The sequence below is a fragment of the Pseudoalteromonas sp. Ld20 genome (genome assembly GCF_045064175.1).
Lineage (GTDB): Bacteria > Pseudomonadota > Gammaproteobacteria > Enterobacterales > Alteromonadaceae > Pseudoalteromonas > Pseudoalteromonas neustonica.
This window is the reverse complement of the sequence record NZ_JBISHB010000036.1, coordinates 127892-147219: the sequence shown is the minus strand read 5'-3', so window position 1 is coordinate 147219 and position 19328 is coordinate 127892. Positions and strand designations below refer to the sequence as shown.

At 38.8% G+C, this 19328-nt stretch carries 12 protein-coding genes; 3 read left to right on the top strand and 9 right to left on the bottom strand.

Going from position 1 to position 19328, the window contains the following annotated elements:
* Positions 1–42: 42 nt before the first annotated feature.
* From ACJJVX_RS13255 to ACJJVX_RS13225, 7 genes are all read right to left on the bottom strand, one after another.
* Positions 43–1449 carry a M23/M56 family metallopeptidase gene (locus ACJJVX_RS13255; protein WP_405631831.1) on the bottom strand — a complete coding sequence of 469 codons (1407 nt, stop codon included), beginning with the start codon at positions 1447–1449 and terminating at the stop codon, positions 43–45.
* 4 nt (positions 1450–1453) lie between these two features.
* On the bottom strand, positions 1454–1831 hold the full coding sequence (locus ACJJVX_RS13250; protein WP_054203656.1) for a BlaI/MecI/CopY family transcriptional regulator: 378 nt from the start codon (positions 1829–1831) through the stop codon (positions 1454–1456).
* A gap of 239 nt (positions 1832–2070) precedes the next feature.
* Positions 2071–2994 carry an alpha-E domain-containing protein gene (locus ACJJVX_RS13245; protein ID WP_054203655.1) on the bottom strand — a complete coding sequence of 308 codons (924 nt, stop codon included), beginning with the start codon at positions 2992–2994 and terminating at the stop codon, positions 2071–2073.
* Position 2995: 1 nt separating this feature from the next.
* Positions 2996–4450: a circularly permuted type 2 ATP-grasp protein gene (locus ACJJVX_RS13240; RefSeq protein WP_054453479.1), complete on the bottom strand. Its 1455-nt coding sequence runs from the start codon at positions 4448–4450 to the stop codon at positions 2996–2998.
* Positions 4451–4492: 42 nt separating this feature from the next.
* Positions 4493–5371, bottom strand: coding sequence for a transglutaminase family protein (locus ACJJVX_RS13235; RefSeq protein ID WP_054453477.1), 879 nt, complete (start codon positions 5369–5371; stop codon positions 4493–4495).
* Complete coding sequence (locus tag ACJJVX_RS13230) at positions 5368–7884, bottom strand: circularly permuted type 2 ATP-grasp protein (protein WP_054203652.1); 2517 nt, start codon at positions 7882–7884, stop codon at positions 5368–5370. Before ACJJVX_RS13230 ends, ACJJVX_RS13235 begins: the two co-directional genes overlap by 4 nt.
* Before the next feature lie 101 nt (positions 7885–7985).
* A complete protein-coding gene (locus ACJJVX_RS13225; RefSeq protein ID WP_169326366.1) occupies positions 7986–11297 on the bottom strand; it encodes a DUF2126 domain-containing protein in 3312 nt (1103 codons plus the stop codon).
* A gap of 610 nt (positions 11298–11907) precedes the next feature.
* Here ACJJVX_RS13225 and ACJJVX_RS13220 point away from each other — a divergent pair.
* Positions 11908–12729, top strand: a complete 822-nt coding sequence (locus tag ACJJVX_RS13220; protein ID WP_405631825.1) for an SHOCT domain-containing protein — start codon at positions 11908–11910, stop codon at positions 12727–12729.
* A 65-nt stretch (positions 12730–12794) separates the two neighbouring features.
* The gene (locus tag ACJJVX_RS13215; RefSeq protein ID WP_054453471.1) at positions 12795–14000 is read left to right on the top strand and encodes a putative zinc-binding metallopeptidase; all 1206 of its coding nucleotides are present in this window, start codon (positions 12795–12797) and stop codon (positions 13998–14000) included.
* An 80-nt stretch (positions 14001–14080) separates the two neighbouring features.
* Here ACJJVX_RS13215 and ACJJVX_RS13210 read toward each other — a convergent pair whose 3' ends face one another.
* Both ACJJVX_RS13210 and msrA read right to left on the bottom strand, forming a co-directional pair.
* The gene (locus ACJJVX_RS13210) at positions 14081–16018 is read right to left on the bottom strand and encodes a methyl-accepting chemotaxis protein (protein ID WP_405631823.1); all 1938 of its coding nucleotides are present in this window, start codon (positions 16016–16018) and stop codon (positions 14081–14083) included.
* Positions 16019–16276: 258 nt separating this feature from the next.
* A complete protein-coding gene (gene msrA, locus ACJJVX_RS13205) occupies positions 16277–17569 on the bottom strand; it encodes a peptide-methionine (S)-S-oxide reductase MsrA (RefSeq protein WP_405631821.1) in 1293 nt (430 codons plus the stop codon).
* 173 nt (positions 17570–17742) lie between these two features.
* Here msrA and ACJJVX_RS13200 point away from each other — a divergent pair, with 173 nt between their 5' ends.
* A complete protein-coding gene (locus tag ACJJVX_RS13200; RefSeq protein ID WP_405631818.1) occupies positions 17743–19260 on the top strand; it encodes a leucyl aminopeptidase in 1518 nt (505 codons plus the stop codon).
* The last annotated feature ends 68 nt before the right edge of the window (positions 19261–19328 follow it).

Below are 19328 nucleotides of genomic sequence, written 5' to 3'. Positions count from 1 at the left end.
GTGATCCCCAGGGCATGCCCTGAGGTAATCATTATTAAAGCGCTACAGGTTTAAATATAAATTGGGATTGAGACGTTGATTATTTTCTAATAGCTCAAAATGTAGATGAGGCCCCGTTGTGCGCCCTGTTTGCCCTACCTTGCCAATTACATCGCCTGATTTAACCATCTGGCCGGTTTTAACATTAAGGGCACTTAAATGCGCATACAGAGATTGTTTACGATCATTGTGCTCAATTAGAATCACAGTGCCGTAATTTTTGTGCAGACTCGTATTATCAGCAATAACCACTTTGCCACTAAAGCTTGCAATAATATTTGTACCTGTGGGCGCAGCAAAATCAATGCCTTGATGGGGTTTATCGCCACGAAAACTATTTACATCATCAAAATCAGAGCTGATCCAACCTATCATTACAGGGTTAAACCCTTTCTCTTCATTGACAGTCATATTTGGCGATTGTGCAAACACCATAAAACCTGACGATATAACGCAAAAGCACAGCAGGATAAATACATTCTGTATTTTAAATCTAAATCGGGGTTGATCCAACATGGCAGCTCGGATCCGTTGTTCAAATTCGGCTTTACTCCCTAGAGGATCGCCAAAGAAAGAGCTGCTGGCTTGTGGGATAATCGCTTTGTTTAACCTTAAGCTAACCAATAATGTTTTGGCATAATCCATTTTATGATCTGGATTTTTTGCCAATACAGCTGCGTCACAGTTTAATTCCATGGCCATTAAAAACCGCCGTTCAAACCATTTTATAAAAGGGTTAAACCAAAATACACAACAGATAAGCCGAAACAATAGTACAGTGCGATTGTCATTACGATGTATGTGCATTAGTTCATGCTCTAACAAGAGTTGCTGCTGCACAGGTGACATTTTCTCAATTGTATTGGGTAATACAAGTACATGGGAAAACAAGCCAAATACAAATGGTGAATGGTTTATTTCACTTACTTTGATATTTATATGCTTTTTCATAATAAAAGCTTGTTGGTTAATTGAAAAAATACTGAGATTGGTAATATTTTTAGCATTATTTATCACGCGTTTTATTGCAACCACTCCTGTAATAAAAGTGTAAAAACCGTATAAAAATGAACATAATAAAATACCAAATACACAGTAAACACTATTAACAAACACATTGTTGTGTATCTCTACTGCATCAAAATTAGCATGTGTTCCTACTAACATGGGCGATGCACCTTCAATACTTTGCAGCAGTGCCACAGGTATAACCGTATCAATTGCTAATATTGACAACGGCAGTATAGGCAGTAATGAAAGTCCCGCGAGTAACAGCCAAAACCTTGACCACTCGAAAACACTTTTGGCATGTTTTTTTACCAATACACTTAACCCTGCTAACACCGCACTGCTTATAAAGCACACCAATAATGGGATTATAAAAGTGCTTAGCAACCCATAAACACTCATTCGTTTATTCTCCCTTTACTGGCTGCTGTAAATCGTTTAGCAATTTTTCTAAATCATCAATCTCGGTGTTACTTATCAATTTGCTGTCGGCAAACATCGCTATAGGAAGCGGTCCATCGAGCTCAAGTACACGTGTCGCGAAATCTTTTGTGATACGTGCTAACGTCGTCATTTTATCGAGCTTTGCAAAGTAGATTCGCTTATTTCCTTGTGCTTCACTGTAGATGAATTTTTTTTCACCCATTCGCTCTAAGGTTTTTCGAGTTGATGAGTAACTCCAATCATAAAGTGGTGCAATATGATCATGAAGCTCTCTGGCAGTACGTGGTTGCTTGTACCAAAGTTGCTTTAAAATTTCTAATTCTGGCGCTGTTGGTTGCATAAACCACCTATAAATTCACAATTCTAATTATACTGCGACATAAGTCACACAAAGGCAAGTTAAAACTGCGACAATTGTCACATTAAATATGACAAACAGATAACGCGTTATCATTTTGGGATTTATAGTGCTGATGAGTCGAGGTGTTTAAAAATCTATTTAACCTGAGCTAGAGCATTAACTTCTCTTTAGTTCAGGTTAAATAGCCTTGAAATTTGCGCAGTTCCCTTAAGTAGTCACTACTTTAAAAAATATGTCTCTGCTAAGCCATTATGGATATCGGCTAAGTTAATTTGTATTTCATCAATAAAATCGTGGAGTAAGCCATTTTTTAACGCACGTACATCGTCGCTGGCCAGTTCGCCTGTTGCTTTATCAATTGATTTAATAATATCAGCTGAATTAGGTAGCTGTTGAATTAACGTTTTTAATTCATTCATACAAAATAAAATTGATCGCGGAAACACTTTGCTTAGCATGACAAATTCAATAACATCTGAACGTTGTACTCGAACACCCATTTCTTGGCGGTACATTTGGTATGCGCTGAGTGAGCGCAATAGGCTGATCCATTGAATATTTTCGTACGGTTTTACTTCTTCTTCATTTGTTATAAGCGTCGCCGAGCGAATATCCAATATTCTGGAAGTCATATCTGCACGCTCTATCAGTGAACCAAATCGTATAAAAATATAACCCTGATCATGGTTAATCGTCGCATCCAATGCACCAAATATTTGGTGGGCAGCCTCAATGATCTCTTTTAAGTAATTAAAACGACCACGCTTTGTTAAGCCTTCGTTTTGATTATCTTTGACATAGTAGTACAGTGAATTTATCGCTTCCCATACATCTCTTGGCATTACATCTCGAATAGTACGAGCACTTTCTCGTGCCGAACTGATAGAGTTAAGAATTGATGAACTATTGTCACGTCCCACTAGCAAATATTTTAAAGCATGCTGATCAGAAAAATCAGTATGGTTTTCTTGGTAGTTTTTACGTACACCAATAATATCGATAAGCGGTTGCCAACCAGTGCAAACACCTTTGGGTAAGTCCATCATTAGTAAATTATTAACATTGATAAGACGGGCAATATTTTCTGCACGTTCAATGTAACGAGATACCCAGTATAAAGTTTCACCTACTCTTGATAACATATTATTTAGCCTCTTCGTCAACAATCCACGTGTCTTTACTGCCACCACCTTGTGATGAATTCACCACGAGCGATCCCTTAACCATTGCAACTCGCGTTAAACCACCCGTTGTAACTTGAGTGTCTTTTCCTGATGATAAAATAAACGGTCTTAAATCTACATGTCGACCATCTGGTTGATTATCATCAAATGTCGGAACCGTTGATAAATCTAATGTTGGTTGTGCGACCCAGTTGCGAGGATCTGCTTTGATTTGCGCGATGCACGCTTCTTGCTCTTGCTTGGTTGATTTGGGACCAATCAACAATCCGTAGCCACCTGATTCATTGGCAGGTTTTACAACAAGTTTGTCTATATTTTTAATAACATGATCACACTCTTTAGGATCAAGGCATTTAAATGTAGGTACATTAGCAATTTTAGCTTCTTCTCCTAAGTAATATTTAATCATCTCAGGAACATAGGCATAAACAACCTTATCATCAGCAACACCTGCACCTGGCGCATTAACTAAAGCCACATTGCCTTTAGACCAAGCACGCATTAAGCCAGCAACGCCGAGTTGAGACTCTGGTAAAAAGGCTTCTGGGTCTAAAAACAAGTCATCTATACGGCGATAAATTACATCTACTCGTTGAAGTCCTGTTATTGTTCTCATATATACACAGTCGTCTTTTTCAACAACGAGATCGCGCCCTTCAACTAATTCACACCCCATCTCTTGGGCAAGGTAACAATGCTCAAAGTAAGCCGAATTAAACACCCCCGGGGTTAATACAACTACCTCCGGTTTATCATCTGGGCGAGGAGACATGGCAGCTAACATATCAAATAACTGAGAAGGGTAATCATCTACAGGTAAAATAGACACTTCTTCAAATAGCTCAGGAAATACGCGCTTCATAACAGAGCGATTTTCCAGCATATAAGAAACCCCAGACGGAACACGCAGGTTATCCTCCAATACATACATGGTGCCATTGCCATCACGTACTAGATCTGAGCCACAAATATGCGCCCATATTTTATTTGGCGGATTAATACCAACACATTGCTTACGAAAATTCACCGATTTTTCTAATAAACCTTTGGGGAAAATACCGTCTTTTATTATTTTTTGATCGTGGTATAAATCATCTATAAATAGATTAAGTGCTTCAACACGCTGCTTTAAACCAGTCTCAACACTTTGCCATTCTTTTTTGCCAATAGTACGAGGAATGATATCAAACGGCCATGCTCTATCGATCATGTTACCTTCATTGTAAACAGTGAAAGTAATGCCCATTTCTTTGATGGCTAAATCAGCAACTGCCCTGGCTTTGACCAGCTCTTCCGCCGATAAACTCGAGAAGAATTGCGCTAATTGTTTTCCGTGTGTTCTGATATTTCCTTTGGCATCAATTAATTCATCAAAAAAACCATTTGTTTGGTACTCTTTCCAATCAATTTTCATACACTACTCACCTTATCCATCATTACTATGACGTTATTTAATTTATTCTAATCGAATCATATCCACAGCTACGTCCAGCAGCTGACTACCGCCGCCAAACACGACTCCTTTGAGAGGAGTCACATCAGAAAAATCTCGCCCTACAGCGAGCGTAATATGCTGATCGCATGGCAATACATTGTTAGTAGGATCAAAATCAACCCAGCCAATATTTGGGATAAACACGCCAAACCAAGCATGAGTCGCATCTGCTCCCTCTAATTTCACTTCTCCCTCTGGCGGCATCGTTTCAATATACCCACTGACGTACCTTCCAGCTAAACCAATACTGCGCAAGCACGCAATTGCAAAGTGCGCAAAGTCTTGGCAAACGCCTCTTTTTTGTGAAAAAACAACACTCAACGGGGTGCTAATGGTTGTAAAACCAGGATCATAATGAAACTCATGAAAAATCCTTGCCATCAAATCTTTACATGCGGCAATAATTGTTACTTCAGGCTTAAACGAGATTAATGCATAGTCTTTTATGCCATCATCAATAGGAATAAGCCCTGAGGGTAATACAAACTCAGAGGTTTTTAACAGCTCAGTAGTATTTGGCTTAGCCAATAAATTACGTACATCTTGCCATGGGACGTCTACTCGTTTTAAATTGTCGTTCGCATCGATTAACAACTCAACCTCACTAATCATAGTTACTTTGAGTTTTTTATGCTGTATTGCTATTTCAAATGCGGTTACTTGGTTATTAAAGTAATCACTAAATGATCGTATGTAATTGGGTGTTGGTTCAATTTCAATACGACTACTGTGGCATATTTGCCCACGGTTTGTTTTTGGTGTTAATCGGGCTTGGTTTTGACATAAACTGACATAGTCAGCATAGTTATAGGTTGTTGAATGTTTTATTTTATATTTCACGATTGAGCTTGCTCAATATTAGTCCAGTTTAATTTGTTTGCGGTCTGAGTATGTGAAAAATATTGCAGTAACAACACATCGCAAAACGTTTCTAAATTCATCCGCGTGTTATGATTAAATTCTATTAATTGCTTACGCAACCCACCATCACTTTTTTGTAAGTAATCTTTTTCAGTTACATAACAACTTGTTTTAGATAATAATATAGCTTTTTCATGTGCCGCAATTACTCCTTGACGTCGCTTATTAGGTAAATGAATACACAGCTGATGAATTTGCTCTAATTGAAATAATATTGAACGCGGATACTCCGCATCTAAAAGTAATAACTCCAACCCAGTACCAATGGTTTGATACACTCTATAACGACGCTTATGCGTAATTAAACTCACTTGGCAGCTTAGCGCAACTTCAAGCAAACCGAGTTCTTCTGGCTCTTCTAATTCTTGAGTTAACAAAGCTGCACTTAACGATGTTATTTGCATGCTTCGTTCAACTCGTCGCCCCATTTCTAATAAAAACCAGCCATTACTATTTGGCATACAATCGGTGATAGAACCATTAAACGCCATAATCGTACCAATAACGTTGTCTAAGCTACTTTGCATAGCGCGAGTTGGCACGTTGAGGTTAATATTCTTAAATATTTTAATTTGATCATTAATGCTGTCTATAATTCGCCGACTATCATGAGATAATAGCTCTTGTATTTGTACAGATGCATTGGCGATATACTTGAGTGTATTAACAATACTGCCTGCGCATTGCTCATCTGCTAACAGTTTAAATGCGGCTTCTTTGGAAAAGCTAACATCAGGTAGCTCACGTGTTAAATCAGGTTCAATATACGGATACACGATATATTGCAGATTAATCGCATTCAAAAGTCTCGCTACAATATTTTGCCTTATTAAATCGGGATAAATAGAAAGCTCAGTGTATTTATCGATAAAAATACGTAAAATACGAATGGTATTTTCACATCGCTCTAAGTACCTGCCTAGCCAGAATAGATGCTCTGCCGTACGACTTGAGACCACGCCTTCTAATAAAGTGACGTCCATTCTTTTTCTGATCGGGGCAATATTATGCTCACTGGCCTCAATGCGATCGGCGGTATTTATCCACGTATCTTTTATCCAACCTGAGACGTGTGGATCACTGCTTGTTTCGTTAGAAAAACATAATGCTGAGGGTAAAACCTCTATGCCATTTTCTGTTGTTAATGCATAACAGCGAAATACAACCGGTCTAGCAACTAGCTGACCATCATGCCAAAATGGCGCACTGCTAAACGATGGTTTTTCTTGGAAAAAATAATTATCAGGATCATTACTAATAAGTAATTTAATTTCCTGCTCATCAAGAACCCCGTCTAACTTTAGTTTCGGGTTTAAATGACACAACAGTTCAAGATTATCCCATGATAATTTTTTAGCCTCTAAGACACTATAGTAATTAGGCTCTCCAAGTAACAATGGCTGCTTTAGAAGGTACTGTGATAAATCTGCTAGATGACTCTTGATAGAAGAAGACGATAATACGCCGCTACCAAAAGGATTTAATACCTTAACCGATCCTTCTCGTACTGCCTGTAGTAAACCAGGAATACCATGCAGTGAATATTCTGTTTGCTCTAATGAGTCAATACTACGGTCTGTAACCCAACGCAAAATAACATTTACTTTCCCCAGCCCTTGCAACGACTTTAAACACACTTCCCCACCACGCACAGTAAGATCGGCGCTTTGTACTAATGTGTAGCCAAAATAAGTAGAGAGAAAAGCGTGTTCATTGTAGTTAGGATCGTCGATCCCTTGTGTAAGAATAACGATCCGTGGGTCATCCATATAATGGGTATATTCATCAATCCCTTCTTGAAATAGATTTAAAAACTCTTTGATTTGCTGAACGTTGCAATCGGCAAACTCTTCGGCCATTACACGTCTTGCGATAATACGATTTTTAAGTAGCAAGCCTAAACCTAATGGGCACTGACAATGATCGGCAAGTACTTTAAATTCACCCGCGGATGTTCGGTAAACATCAAGCGCCGTAAAGAAAAGAGATAACTCATTACTTGGTAAACTAAAACCTTCACGTAAATAATTTGGATCCTGAAATAATTGCTGTGCTGGAATATGCCCATCAACGAGAAGTGTTTGATCGCCGTAGATATCTTGCTGTATTAGATTTAATAAACGGGTTCGTTGTTTAATGCCTTCTTCAAGTATTGCCCAATCCGATTTTGATAACATAAAAGGCAATGGGTCAAAATGCCATTGCTTATTACTTTCGTTTTTTATATTACCATTTTGAAGTAGCTGCCTAATTTCAATGGCACGACTATTTACATCATCCGCTGTTAAACTTGCTAAGCGGTTAAACAAGGTATCCCAATGCGCTGGGTTTGAGCCACTGTGATTTGCAAGTTCATCATGAACATGTGTTTTATTAAGATATAAAGATAACCAGCTAGGCAACTCTGGCATCGTATTTGTATTTATATACAAGCTGAACGTGCTCCAATTTATAGTAATTAGCCAACATCAATGCGCCGTTTTACAATGTGAAATACACAGTAAAACGGCATATTCCCAACAACTATCTATGCTTATTTAAAGCTTGGCTGCCTGCGTAAGTCTAATGTATTTGGATAATCCGAATTCATACTTTCCTCATCTGGTACTACGTATTCATTCACATTTTGCACAGCTTGAAAGCTATGTGTAACCGCAGAAGGACTCCAGCTAGGCTCTGTAGATGCCAATAACGATGGTGTATGACCATGCTCCCAAAACCTGGCAACGCGGCGTCCTTCAGCCTCAAATGCGTTAACCGGAAGCGTTTCAGGGTTACGACCACCAGCATGACTTACATGGTACACAAAACCGCCAACAGAACGTCCTTCCCATGTATCAATCAGATCAAATACCAAGGGTGCATGAACACCTATTGTAGGGTGAAGAGCTGTGGGTGGCTGCCACGCTCTATATCGGATCCCAGCGACCATTTCATCTTTTGCTTTTCCTTTTACGGGTCGCAATGGCACTCTTCGGCCGTTACAACTGACGATATAGCGGTCACTCATTGTCCCTTGTACTTTTATTTGTACTCGCTCAAGTGAGGAATCAACATAGCGTGCTGTACCCGAGGCACTCGCCTCTTCACCCAGTACATGCCAAGGTTCGATAGCTGTTCGTAATTCGAGTGTGACGTTATCAAGCTCACGCGTACCACAAACAGGGAACCTAAACTCGAAAAATGGGTTAAGCCAACTTAATTGAAATTGAAAACCAGCTTGTTGTAGATCACGACTTACTTCTGCTAAATCGTTCTCAACATATTGTGGTAATAAAAATTTATCGTGTAATTCTGTACCCCAACGAATTAATGGCTTGTGATAAGGCTTTTTCCAAAACCATGCAAGCAAAGTTCGTAGCAATAGCATTTGTACTAGGCTCATTTGTGAATGCGGTGGCATTTCAAAGCCCCTAAACTCAACAATACCTAAACGCCCAGTTGCTGAGTCAGGTGAATATAATTTATCAATACAAAATTCTGCACGATGTGTATTACCCGTTAGGTCGACTAATAAATTACGAAGTAATCTATCGACTAGCCAAGGTTCTGGCACTTCCCCTTCTGGCATATGAGAAAAAGCAATTTCAAGCTCATAAAGTACTTCATCTCTGGCTTCATCCACGCGAGGTGCTTGGCTTGTAGGCCCAATAAATAAACCTGAAAATAGATACGATAAACCAGGGTGGTGCTGCCAATAGGTAATAAAGCTTCTTAAAATATCAGGCCGACGTAAGAACGGACTTTGTTCAGGCGTTTCACCACCGAGAGTGACATGGTTACCGCCACCGGTTCCGGTATGACGACCATCCGCCATAAATTTGTCCGTTCCTAACCGGCATTCTTTTGCTAAGCCGTATAAGGTGGTTGTGCGGTCAACTAATTGATCCCACGATGTAGATGGATGAATATTAACCTCAATAACACCGGGGTCTGGCGTTACCGCATATTTCTCAACACGACTATCTTTAGGTGGGCTATAACCCTCTATGACTAAAGGCATTTTCAATTTTTTAGCAACAGCTTCTATACTGTTTAATAGTCCCATATAATGTTCAAAATGACTTGTTGGCGGCATGAACAGGTATAATCGCCCCTCTCTTACTTCCATAACAAGCGCAGTTTTTACCATTTCTTGACCAATAAATCCCTTTTTAAGCTTTTTAGGCTTGCTAAAGGTGTCTGGTATATCAAATGGGTCGCGATCAATTATATTGCCACTCCAATCAAGGCTATCTAAAGGTAGACGGTAGCCTAGCGGTGATTCACCCGGTAATAAAAAGCAGTGACCACGCTTAAATTCCCATGTACAAGATTGCCAACAATTTTTACTGTCATTCCACTTCAAAGGAAGCACATACCCGACAGGCTTTTCAATGCCTTTATCCATTTTTGCTAAAAAGCCTTTTCGGCTCATAGCATTAAGTAACTCAGGTTGATCAGGTTTTATCTCTGTTGGTAGAGAAGCCTCTTGCCACATATGATACAAAATATCTTCATAGGCCGTGGTGAGTGCTTTATTATCTAATCCCAATGATTCACATAATGTGTCGGCGAATTTTTTGGTATCTGTATGATCGTATTTATAGTCTTTATTAGGATCCGCTAATAATGTTGCATCTTGCCAGAGTGGCTCACCATCTTTGCGCCAATAACACGCATACTGCCAACGCGGTAAAGGCTCACCTGGATACCATTTTCCTTGTCCATAATGCGTAAAGCCGCCTTTTGTGTAAACCTTGTTCATTTCTACAAATAGGTTTTGCGCAAGGACACGCTTTTCTTTGCCATCTGCGTCTGTGTTCCACTGGGGATGCTCCATATCATCGATAGAAATAAATGTCGGCTCGCCCCCCATAGTAAGATGTATGTCTTCTTCTTGGTAAACATTATCAACATGCTGACCTAAGCGATTAATTGCAGCCCATTGCGCCTCAGAATATGGTTTAGTTACTCGAGGGTCTTCATGAACACGCGTTACTTTGTTGTAGAAACTAAATTCTGATTTACAATCGTCAATGCCGCCAGTAACTGGGGCAGCTGAGCTTGGCTCAGGCGTGCAAGCAAGCGGTATGTGTCCTTCACCTGCAAACAAGCCTGATGTAGGATCAAGTCCTATCCAACCCGCCCCCGGAATATACACTTCAGTCCAGGCATGTAAATCTGTAAAATCTTCTTCGGGACCACTTGGCCCATCTAATGATTTTTGATCTGAAGTTAATTGCACTAAGTATCCCGATACAAACCGAGACGCGAGCCCTAGGTGACGAAACAATTGCACAAGTAACCATGCAGAATCACGGCATGAACCAGTTTGTTTAGTGATTGTTTCATTTGCTGTTTGTACGCCGGGCTCTAAACGAATGCCGTAACCGACTAAATTATATATAGCCTGATTAATGGCCACTAGATAATCAACGCTTCTTAACGGTTCTTTAGGCTGCAAAGAGTTAATTAATTCTAAAAATTTTGGGCTGGCTTTACGTTTTTTAAGATAGGGAGCCAATTCAGATTTTGAAACCGCATCATATACAAATGGGAACTCTTCTGCGTAATCTTCCAAAAAGAAATCAAATGGATTAATTACAGTCATTTCAGCGACTAAATCAACTGTAAAACTGAATTCTGTGGTCGGTTTATTAAACACAACTCTTGCTTGGTAGTTTCCAAAAGGATCTTGCTGCCAATTTATGTAGTGATCTTCTGGTACTATTTTTATTGAATAACTTTTAATTTTAGTTCGGCTATGAGGCGCCGGGCGAAGGCGAAATATATGCGGTCCCATATTGACTGACCGATCGTATTTGTACTGAGTATGGTGCGAAATACCAACTGTAATCGTCATCTATTAATCCCTTTTATAATGTATAGTCATAACATAGTGCATATAAATATGACTTGGCCTAATTTCATTCAGTAATTCTTGTATAAGTACACTTACCAGTTTTGTACTTTATATACATAGCCACTTAAAAACACAGACTATGCAATTATCATTTTGGCCTAATTAATAGGAAGACACGTTAATTAAATATATTTGTAATTTTTTTGATATTGCAATTATCATTTTCAATCGTAAGGTCCGCACACTAACGGAGAGTTATTAATTTAAAATCAGCAACTTAATCGATTTTATAGATAACTCAGCAATAAAAAATGAAACACTTCAACTGCTATTCGAGCAAAATAGGCATGACTAATCATTGCATATCTATCTATAATAAAACTAAAAAAATAGTTCATAATAAAGCTGCGAGTAAATTCTATAACAATGTTATAGTGGATCGATTTTTAATCACTTACGTTACATCAAAGTTAACAAGCCCAGTAAAATAAAACAAGCTGTTTTATTTTCAAGGTGTTAGTTTTGTTATCACCCACGCCTAGGCTAAAGCGTGCATTACCATTTCTATTCATATTTAAAACAAACCAATTTACCAATAGGATATTTTCGTATGCAACAGCTAACAGATGTCGGTCATAATTTAGTTAACGGTATCGCCTCTCGTTATGGCCTTAGCCAAAATGCGGTACTTCACATGCTTATTGCAGTGAATAATGGTGGAGGATCAATGGCACAATTTAATAGTCCTGAACTCGGTGGCTCTGGCCAATGGATGCGCGGTGGGATGACAATGGTTGGCGATATGTTTAATTATGGCCTCAAATCAACTGTCGATAACTTGTGTAATGAACTTTCAAATGTTCTAAGTAGCAATCAAGTATTTCCAACTATTCCTGCAGGGACTCCTGGTAGTAATCAATGGTGGCCAGGTGATTTGGGGAGCCCATTTAGTAGCGGCGCGCAAAATAATATTCGCTACGCTATATTCCCTAACCGACTAGCCGTTGAACTCAATGGACTTGTGAGTGTATACGACACGCTAGATCACAATATTGGTGGCGTCAGTCAGCAACAAGGTAGCAATACATCGCTCACATTTAGTAGCCAGTGGGGAACCATTAATGTGGATACATTACCATTAATATCAGGGATACAGCCTAGCGCTGCTCAGCAGGACGTTGCTGCGCATTTTACACAACAACAAGCAGCGCAATCTACACAACAAGCAGCGCAGTCTACACAACAAGTAGTAGAGCAAAACTCTATACCTGCATCAGTAAATAATGTGGACGCTCCTGTGAATACACATCCGCAGTACTCAACAAACGAGACGTTACAAATTATAGAAAAACTTGCGCAATTACGTGACTCTAATGCACTGAGCGATGAAGAGTTTAATTCCAAAAAATCAGAGCTATTAAAAAGGCTCTAATAAATCAGGTATTAATACGCTATGAAGATAACCTCATAGCAGTTTATTTAATTTTGGTAAAAAATATGAAAACATTTAAATGTAATTGCAAAGAAGAGCTCATTTTATTTTTTGAAAGTAGTCACTGCTTAGCGTGCGGCAAAACAGTGGGAATTGATGATGAGTTTGAGCAAGTCGAGCCTTATGAGCTTGATGAAGCATCAGGGCTATTTTATAAATCTGAAAGCCCAGAAGTCCATTATAAAAAATGTGATAATAATGCCCAATTCAAAGTGTGTAACGGTATGGTGAATTTAAGTACATTTGTGCCTGTTGCAGATAAAGATGAAGTATTGTGTTTTGCGTGTCGCTTTAACGAAACGGTGCCCGATTTAAGTATTGTTGACCATATCCCCCTGTGGAAAAAAATGGAGACCGCGAAGCGCCGAGCCCTGTACACATTAAAGTCATTATCACTGCCACTTAACACTATAACTCAAGTTCCCGAGGGCGGATTAAGTTTTGATTTTATTACAGATCGAAATGTAAACGATCACTTTGTTAGCCCTATTGTAGGTCAAGAAACCGTGTTTACTGGGCATAACGATGGTCACATCACAATAAACTTAGCTGAAGCCGATGATGTAGCGCGATCACACACTAAAATGGCGATGGGCGAGCATTACCGTACATTACTTGGTCATTTTCGCCATGAACTTGGTCATTATTATTTTGATCAATTAATTATACATTGCCCAATCAAACATGCTTTGTGTAAACAGTACTTTGGTGATGATGAGTTAGATTATCAACAGGCACTTGATACACATTATAAACAAGGCGCACCTGCTAATTGGCATGAGAGTTTTATCAGTGAATATGCCACCATGCACCCATACGAAGATTGGGCTGAAACATGGGCGCATTACATGCATATTATCGATACATTAGAAACAGCAAAAAACTTCTCTATTACTGGCTCAACAACAGGCAATGAGTCTGATGTTGAAGATACCGACGAATTACAATTACCCCAAAACGCACGCTATTTTTATACTCAAACATCAATTGACACTATTTTAGATGCGTGGATGGAGTTTTCAGTTATTCTAAATTCATTAAATCGTAGTATGGGCCTCGCCGACGCCTATCCATTTGTATTAACTCAAGCGGTACGTACTAAGTTAGCTTTCATTCATCACGCCATTCATAATAGGCTAAATTTGATGCCAGACTTAAATGTAGAAGTAAAGACTAGTAGCGAAAACGAGATTTCAGCAGCAAAATCATGATTTAGTAACGCCTTATTTTAAAAGGAAAAGCACACCTAAAAGGGTGTGCTTATTTCATAATTAATGAGTTTAATTTGGGTTTAGCTAATTTTAAACTCTTTCGCTATCATTTGTAGTGCATGCGCTAGTTCAGCCATTTTCTCACTCGCCATTGCCGCTTCAGTAGCACTTTGAGACGACGCATCTGATGACTCTGATATCCCAGTAATATTTTGATTGATATCCTCACAAACGGTTGACTGCTCTTCTACTGCAACAGCAACTTGGTTATTCATATCATTAATATCACTGATCATGGATAAAATACCATCTAGTTGTTGGCGTGTTTGCCCTGATAACTCAACGGTGCGATGTGCTTCATCACTGCTGGTAGACATACTACTTACGGCGGTATTTGTTCCTGCTTGTAGTGCTTCAATCATTGTTTGAATTTCGTTGGTTGATTCTTGCGTACGTTGGGCTAAATTTCGAACTTCATCAGCAACGACTGAGAAGCCCCTGCCTTGTTCACCCGCTCGCGCGGCTTCAATTGCGGCATTTAACGCTAGTAAGTTTGTTTGTTCAGAAATATTTCTAATAACCTCAACAACAGCGCCAATATCATGGCTGCTTTGTTCCAGTTTATTGATATCTTTCATGGCATTTTCAATTGTTTCTGCCAAACGGTTTATAGCACCTACCGTTGAATCAATAACTGTAAGGCCTGTCTCTGCAGCTTTTTTAGCTTCATTTGCAGAACTTGCTGAATTCGTTGATAGCTTAACAACCTCTTGGATGCTGTAAGCCATTTCATTAATTGCGGTTGCAATTTGTGACGTTCGCTCTCGTTGTTCATTAACGACATTGTTGGTATTTTGCGCAATTTGACTCGAAGTAATTGCCGCTTCGCTGATTGAGTCTCCATTAGTAACGATGCGTGAAATAACACTTTTCAAACTATTAGACATATAAATGATAGATTTAAATATACCTGTCGCATCTTCTTGGTGTTCGAATTTTTCTGTTAAGTCACCTTTAGCAATTCTCTCTGTAACAGCTGCTATTTCCTTAGGCTCTCCACCAATAGGTCTGCGGATCATTTTAGGTAATGTGACCGCGAATAATAAGCCTAAAAATAGCGCGGATATCGATACTATCTTAACGATATAAATCATCATTTCACTGTTCTTTTGTACCTTCGGGCCAAGTTCATCTTGCTCATTTTTAACTGATAACTTCACGCTTTCTAAATTATCAGCGATACTAGGGCCAATCTTATTTAGTTTGTTATTAATAATATCGTTACGCTTGATAATTGTTTGCTCTATATTTTTTAAGGCATTTAAATACTTTGCTAAATTTGTTTTTACATTCTCCAGACTTGAATCTGTATTAAGTGTTCCTTTAAGCAATTTATCTATGTAAGAACTTGTTTTAGCAAGCTCTTGCTCAGCCCGTTCGATATCAGAGTGTTTGTTTGAAACCAAAAATTTAGTTACATATAACCGACCAAGTAAAAGTGATTCTTGTACTTGTGAGAGCAAATGAGCATCTTCGTAGTCAGTATTCTTACTAATTTGATTAAATAAAGCTGAGATGCTAATGCGCATTGCTTTTCCTGCGGGATCTAAATCTTCAGACACTATCTTATTTCTATCTTTAATTAACTGAACTACTTTTATAAAGTTTGATTTATAATTTTGAGTAAGTTGCGATGATTCCTCTATCAACTTTAAACGAGTTGGATCATTCGAAGCGGTTTTTATTTCTCTCAAAAACTGCTCAACAAGATCTAATCGGCGTGTATATTCTTTAAGGGTTTCAGGGTCGTCTTCTTTGATGTATTTTAAAACATTCAAACGTGTATAAAGTAGATTAGCTTGTAAACGCCCTGCTAAATTTGTTTCTATAGCAAGTTGCCTATAATCAACAAATCCTTGCTGGCTTTTTGTAAAACCATAAAGGCTAAACCCAGCCACTACAGCCAAAAGAACAAGTAAAAAAAAGAATGAACCACGCAGCTGAGAGGCTAATCTCATATTTTTTATATAAACAATCATAAAGGCCTAACGATTAAATAACACAGATATTTAAACTTTAGGCGTATTTTTGAAAAATGCCAATAGGAATTTTCCTATAGTGCATTACTAAAACTAAATATAACAATAAGTTATGATTTCAATCAAAAATAAATAGTATTAACTGCTGTATGTAACTTTAATGTACGACTTTGCAAACTCATAAAGGCTATAAATTATTATAGTAATCAATATAACCTTTGTAGTCGTGAGTTAATTTTAACTATTTTTTCGAGGCACAAATTCCAACACGGTGGCATTAATACAATACCTATCTTCTCCTTCAGGCCCTTCACCAGGAAATACATGGCCAAGATGTATGCCTGTTGACTTTGAACGTATCTCAATACGCTGCATACCATAACTGTTATCTTCGTGCATTGTCACACTCTCACCTATCGGATTAGTAAATGATAGCCACCCTGTGCCTGAAGTAAATCGATCATCTGTATCAAATAAAGGCGCCCCGCTTAGCTTATCAACAAACTGACCATCGGGCGTGTTTTTAAATATATCGTATTGTTTGCAAAATGGGCTGTCGGTACGAGCACTAAAGGCAACACGATATGCTTCACTATCGCCTAGTTTAAACGCACCTAATGCTTTATAAAACTCCTCTTTAGTGACATACCCTTGGCGAGCGTACACTTCTTTTCCATTTTCGAGAAACAAAATGGTCGGTGTAGCCCATGTCGCTGACTTTATAGTAAGTCCAGAAAGTTGATCGGCTTTTCTAAACGTTAAAGCAATTGTTCCTTGATAATCATTTAACACGTCTTTTTTCAGTTTTTCACAGTATGGGCAATAGCTGCGCGAATCAATAATGACTATCTGTTTTCCTTTGAATAAAGTCGAATTGTCAATATTTTCATCGGCCGTTTTGTCAAACACAACGCCTGTTGAATGATCTGGGCAATAGCCATTTGGGTTTTTTGCCAAGTAATTTTGATGATATTCTTCTGCTGGAAAGAATTCTGCTAATGGTTTGACTATCGTTTTTATAACCCCAAAACCTGCATTTGTTAACTTGGCTTGGTATTTCGTCTTTAAGGCATTTGCAACAGTTACTTGTTGCTGTGTTGTGGTTAATACAATTGAACGATACTGCGTACCAACATCATTACCTTGACGGTTTTTTTGTGTTGGATCGTGGCTTTCAAAGTAGTTTTTAAGGAGTGTATCTACACTTATAATATTGCTGTTATAAGTTACCTGTACCACTTCCGCATAATTATGTTCATCAAGTCGACGGGAATGTGCTGTGATATTACGATACGTCGCTTTAAAGCCTTTACCATCTGCGTAACCGGATTCAGCATCGATCACGCCTGGTAATGCTTCATACCGTTTTTCCGCCCCCCAGAAACATCCAGATCCAAGTACGATTTTTTCTAAATGCATAGTTGCTTGTACATCACTTGATTTTATTTGTTCAAGAGAAAGTCCGTAACTCGCAGCACTGAATAAAAGCGCGAATGTTGCTAGTCTAAGTAAACTTTTTGGTTCCAACATATTTTACCTTTTAGTGTATTACTCCACAGTCATAAAGTGAGACCTTGACGTGAACTAATTTATTTCATCTATTTAAATAGTTTTATCGCTGTTTATTGCATATCCACCGTATCCGACTTAACCTATGAACCTAAATAAGGTAAAAAGAGCTTTTATTTTATTTGAGTTTAAACATGAAAAAAATCCTTAAAGCTTCGGCATTAACAATCGCCCTTTCCCTTTCTACGCAATCATATGCAGCTGAGTTTAATTTTTCTTCAAAAATAGATAATACAGCCCAAACTTTAGTGCTTTTTTACAGTGAAGATGGCAAAAACACACTGTTTAATTCAACAAATAAACAATTAAATAACCAATTGCAACGCGCTGTCGAAAGTGAAAGCTTTACAGGTAAATACGCCAGTGTTATTGAACTACTCGCCCCTTTTAATAGTGATTTTAAACGCGTACTAATCGTTGGTACTGGCGAGCAAGAAAAGCTCGATAAAGCACTTATCGCTAAATTAGGTGGCAACATCCACGCGCGTCTAATCGCTAACAAAACAACGACGGCCTCTATCGCTTTTGATAGTGTTAAAGGAGCTGTTAATAATAGCGAGCTGGCTGCTAACTTTGCCCATGGTGCTAACTTACGTGATCACCGGTTTGAAAAATACAAGCAAAAACCAAGCACAAATACAGTTAGCTATACAATTGATGTTGCAAGTACTAAACAAACGCGCAAGCAATATACACTGCTAGAAAGCATTCAGGCGGGTGTTTTTCTCGCGCGCGATTTAACATCTGAAGTTGCCACAGAGATGACCCCTGTTGATTTTGCCAATGCCGCAAAAGAACTTGAATCATTAGGTGTCGAAATTACAATTTTAGAACCTAAGCAATTGAAAGAACTAGGCATGGGTGCCTTAGAAGCCGTTGGCCGTGGCAGCCAACAAGGCGCACGCTTAGTTGTTGCGCATTATAAAGGTTCAAATGACACTCCTATTGCTTTGGTCGGTAAAGGGATCACCTTTGACTCTGGCGGCTATAGCATTAAAACAGGTGCGTCTATTGCGCGTATGAAATCTGATATGGCTGGTGCAGCAGCCGTTTTAGGCACTGTTAAAGCAATGGCTTTGGCAAAAGCGGATAAAAATGTGGTTGCTGTTATGGGTATGGCTGCGAATATGGTGTCGCAATTTGCAGTCGCTCCTGGTGACGTCGTCAGAACTGCTGAAGGCTTAAGTGTAGAAATAGTGAATACCGATGCCGAAGGCCGTTTAGTTCTAAGTGATGCGATGTGGTATGCACGCGAACACTTCAAGCCAGAAATCATGATTAATGTTGCAACATTAACGGGTTCTAAAATTAGAGCCGTGGGTAATGATTACGCCGCAGTATTTTCTGATGATGATACTTTAGTGTCACAACTTACCTTTGCTGGTAAAAACGTAAACGAAAACCTATGGCGCTTACCGCTAGGCTATAAGGATACTCTAAGCTCTGATATTGCCGACCTTAAAAATATTGGATCAAGTGGTCCAGGCGCGACAACTGCAGCAAGCTTTTTACAGCACTTTGCAGATGACACTCGTTGGGTTCATATAGATATTGCCGGAAATGCTTTAGCTACAAAAGGTAAAGATGAAATATCGCCAGGCGGTACTGGCTTTGGCGTGCGTTTATTATCTGAATGGTTACTCAATAACTAAACAGCTATCTATTTAAACTGCGCCAGTTTTTTTGGCGTAGTTTAAATTTAATGCATTTGTAATGCCGA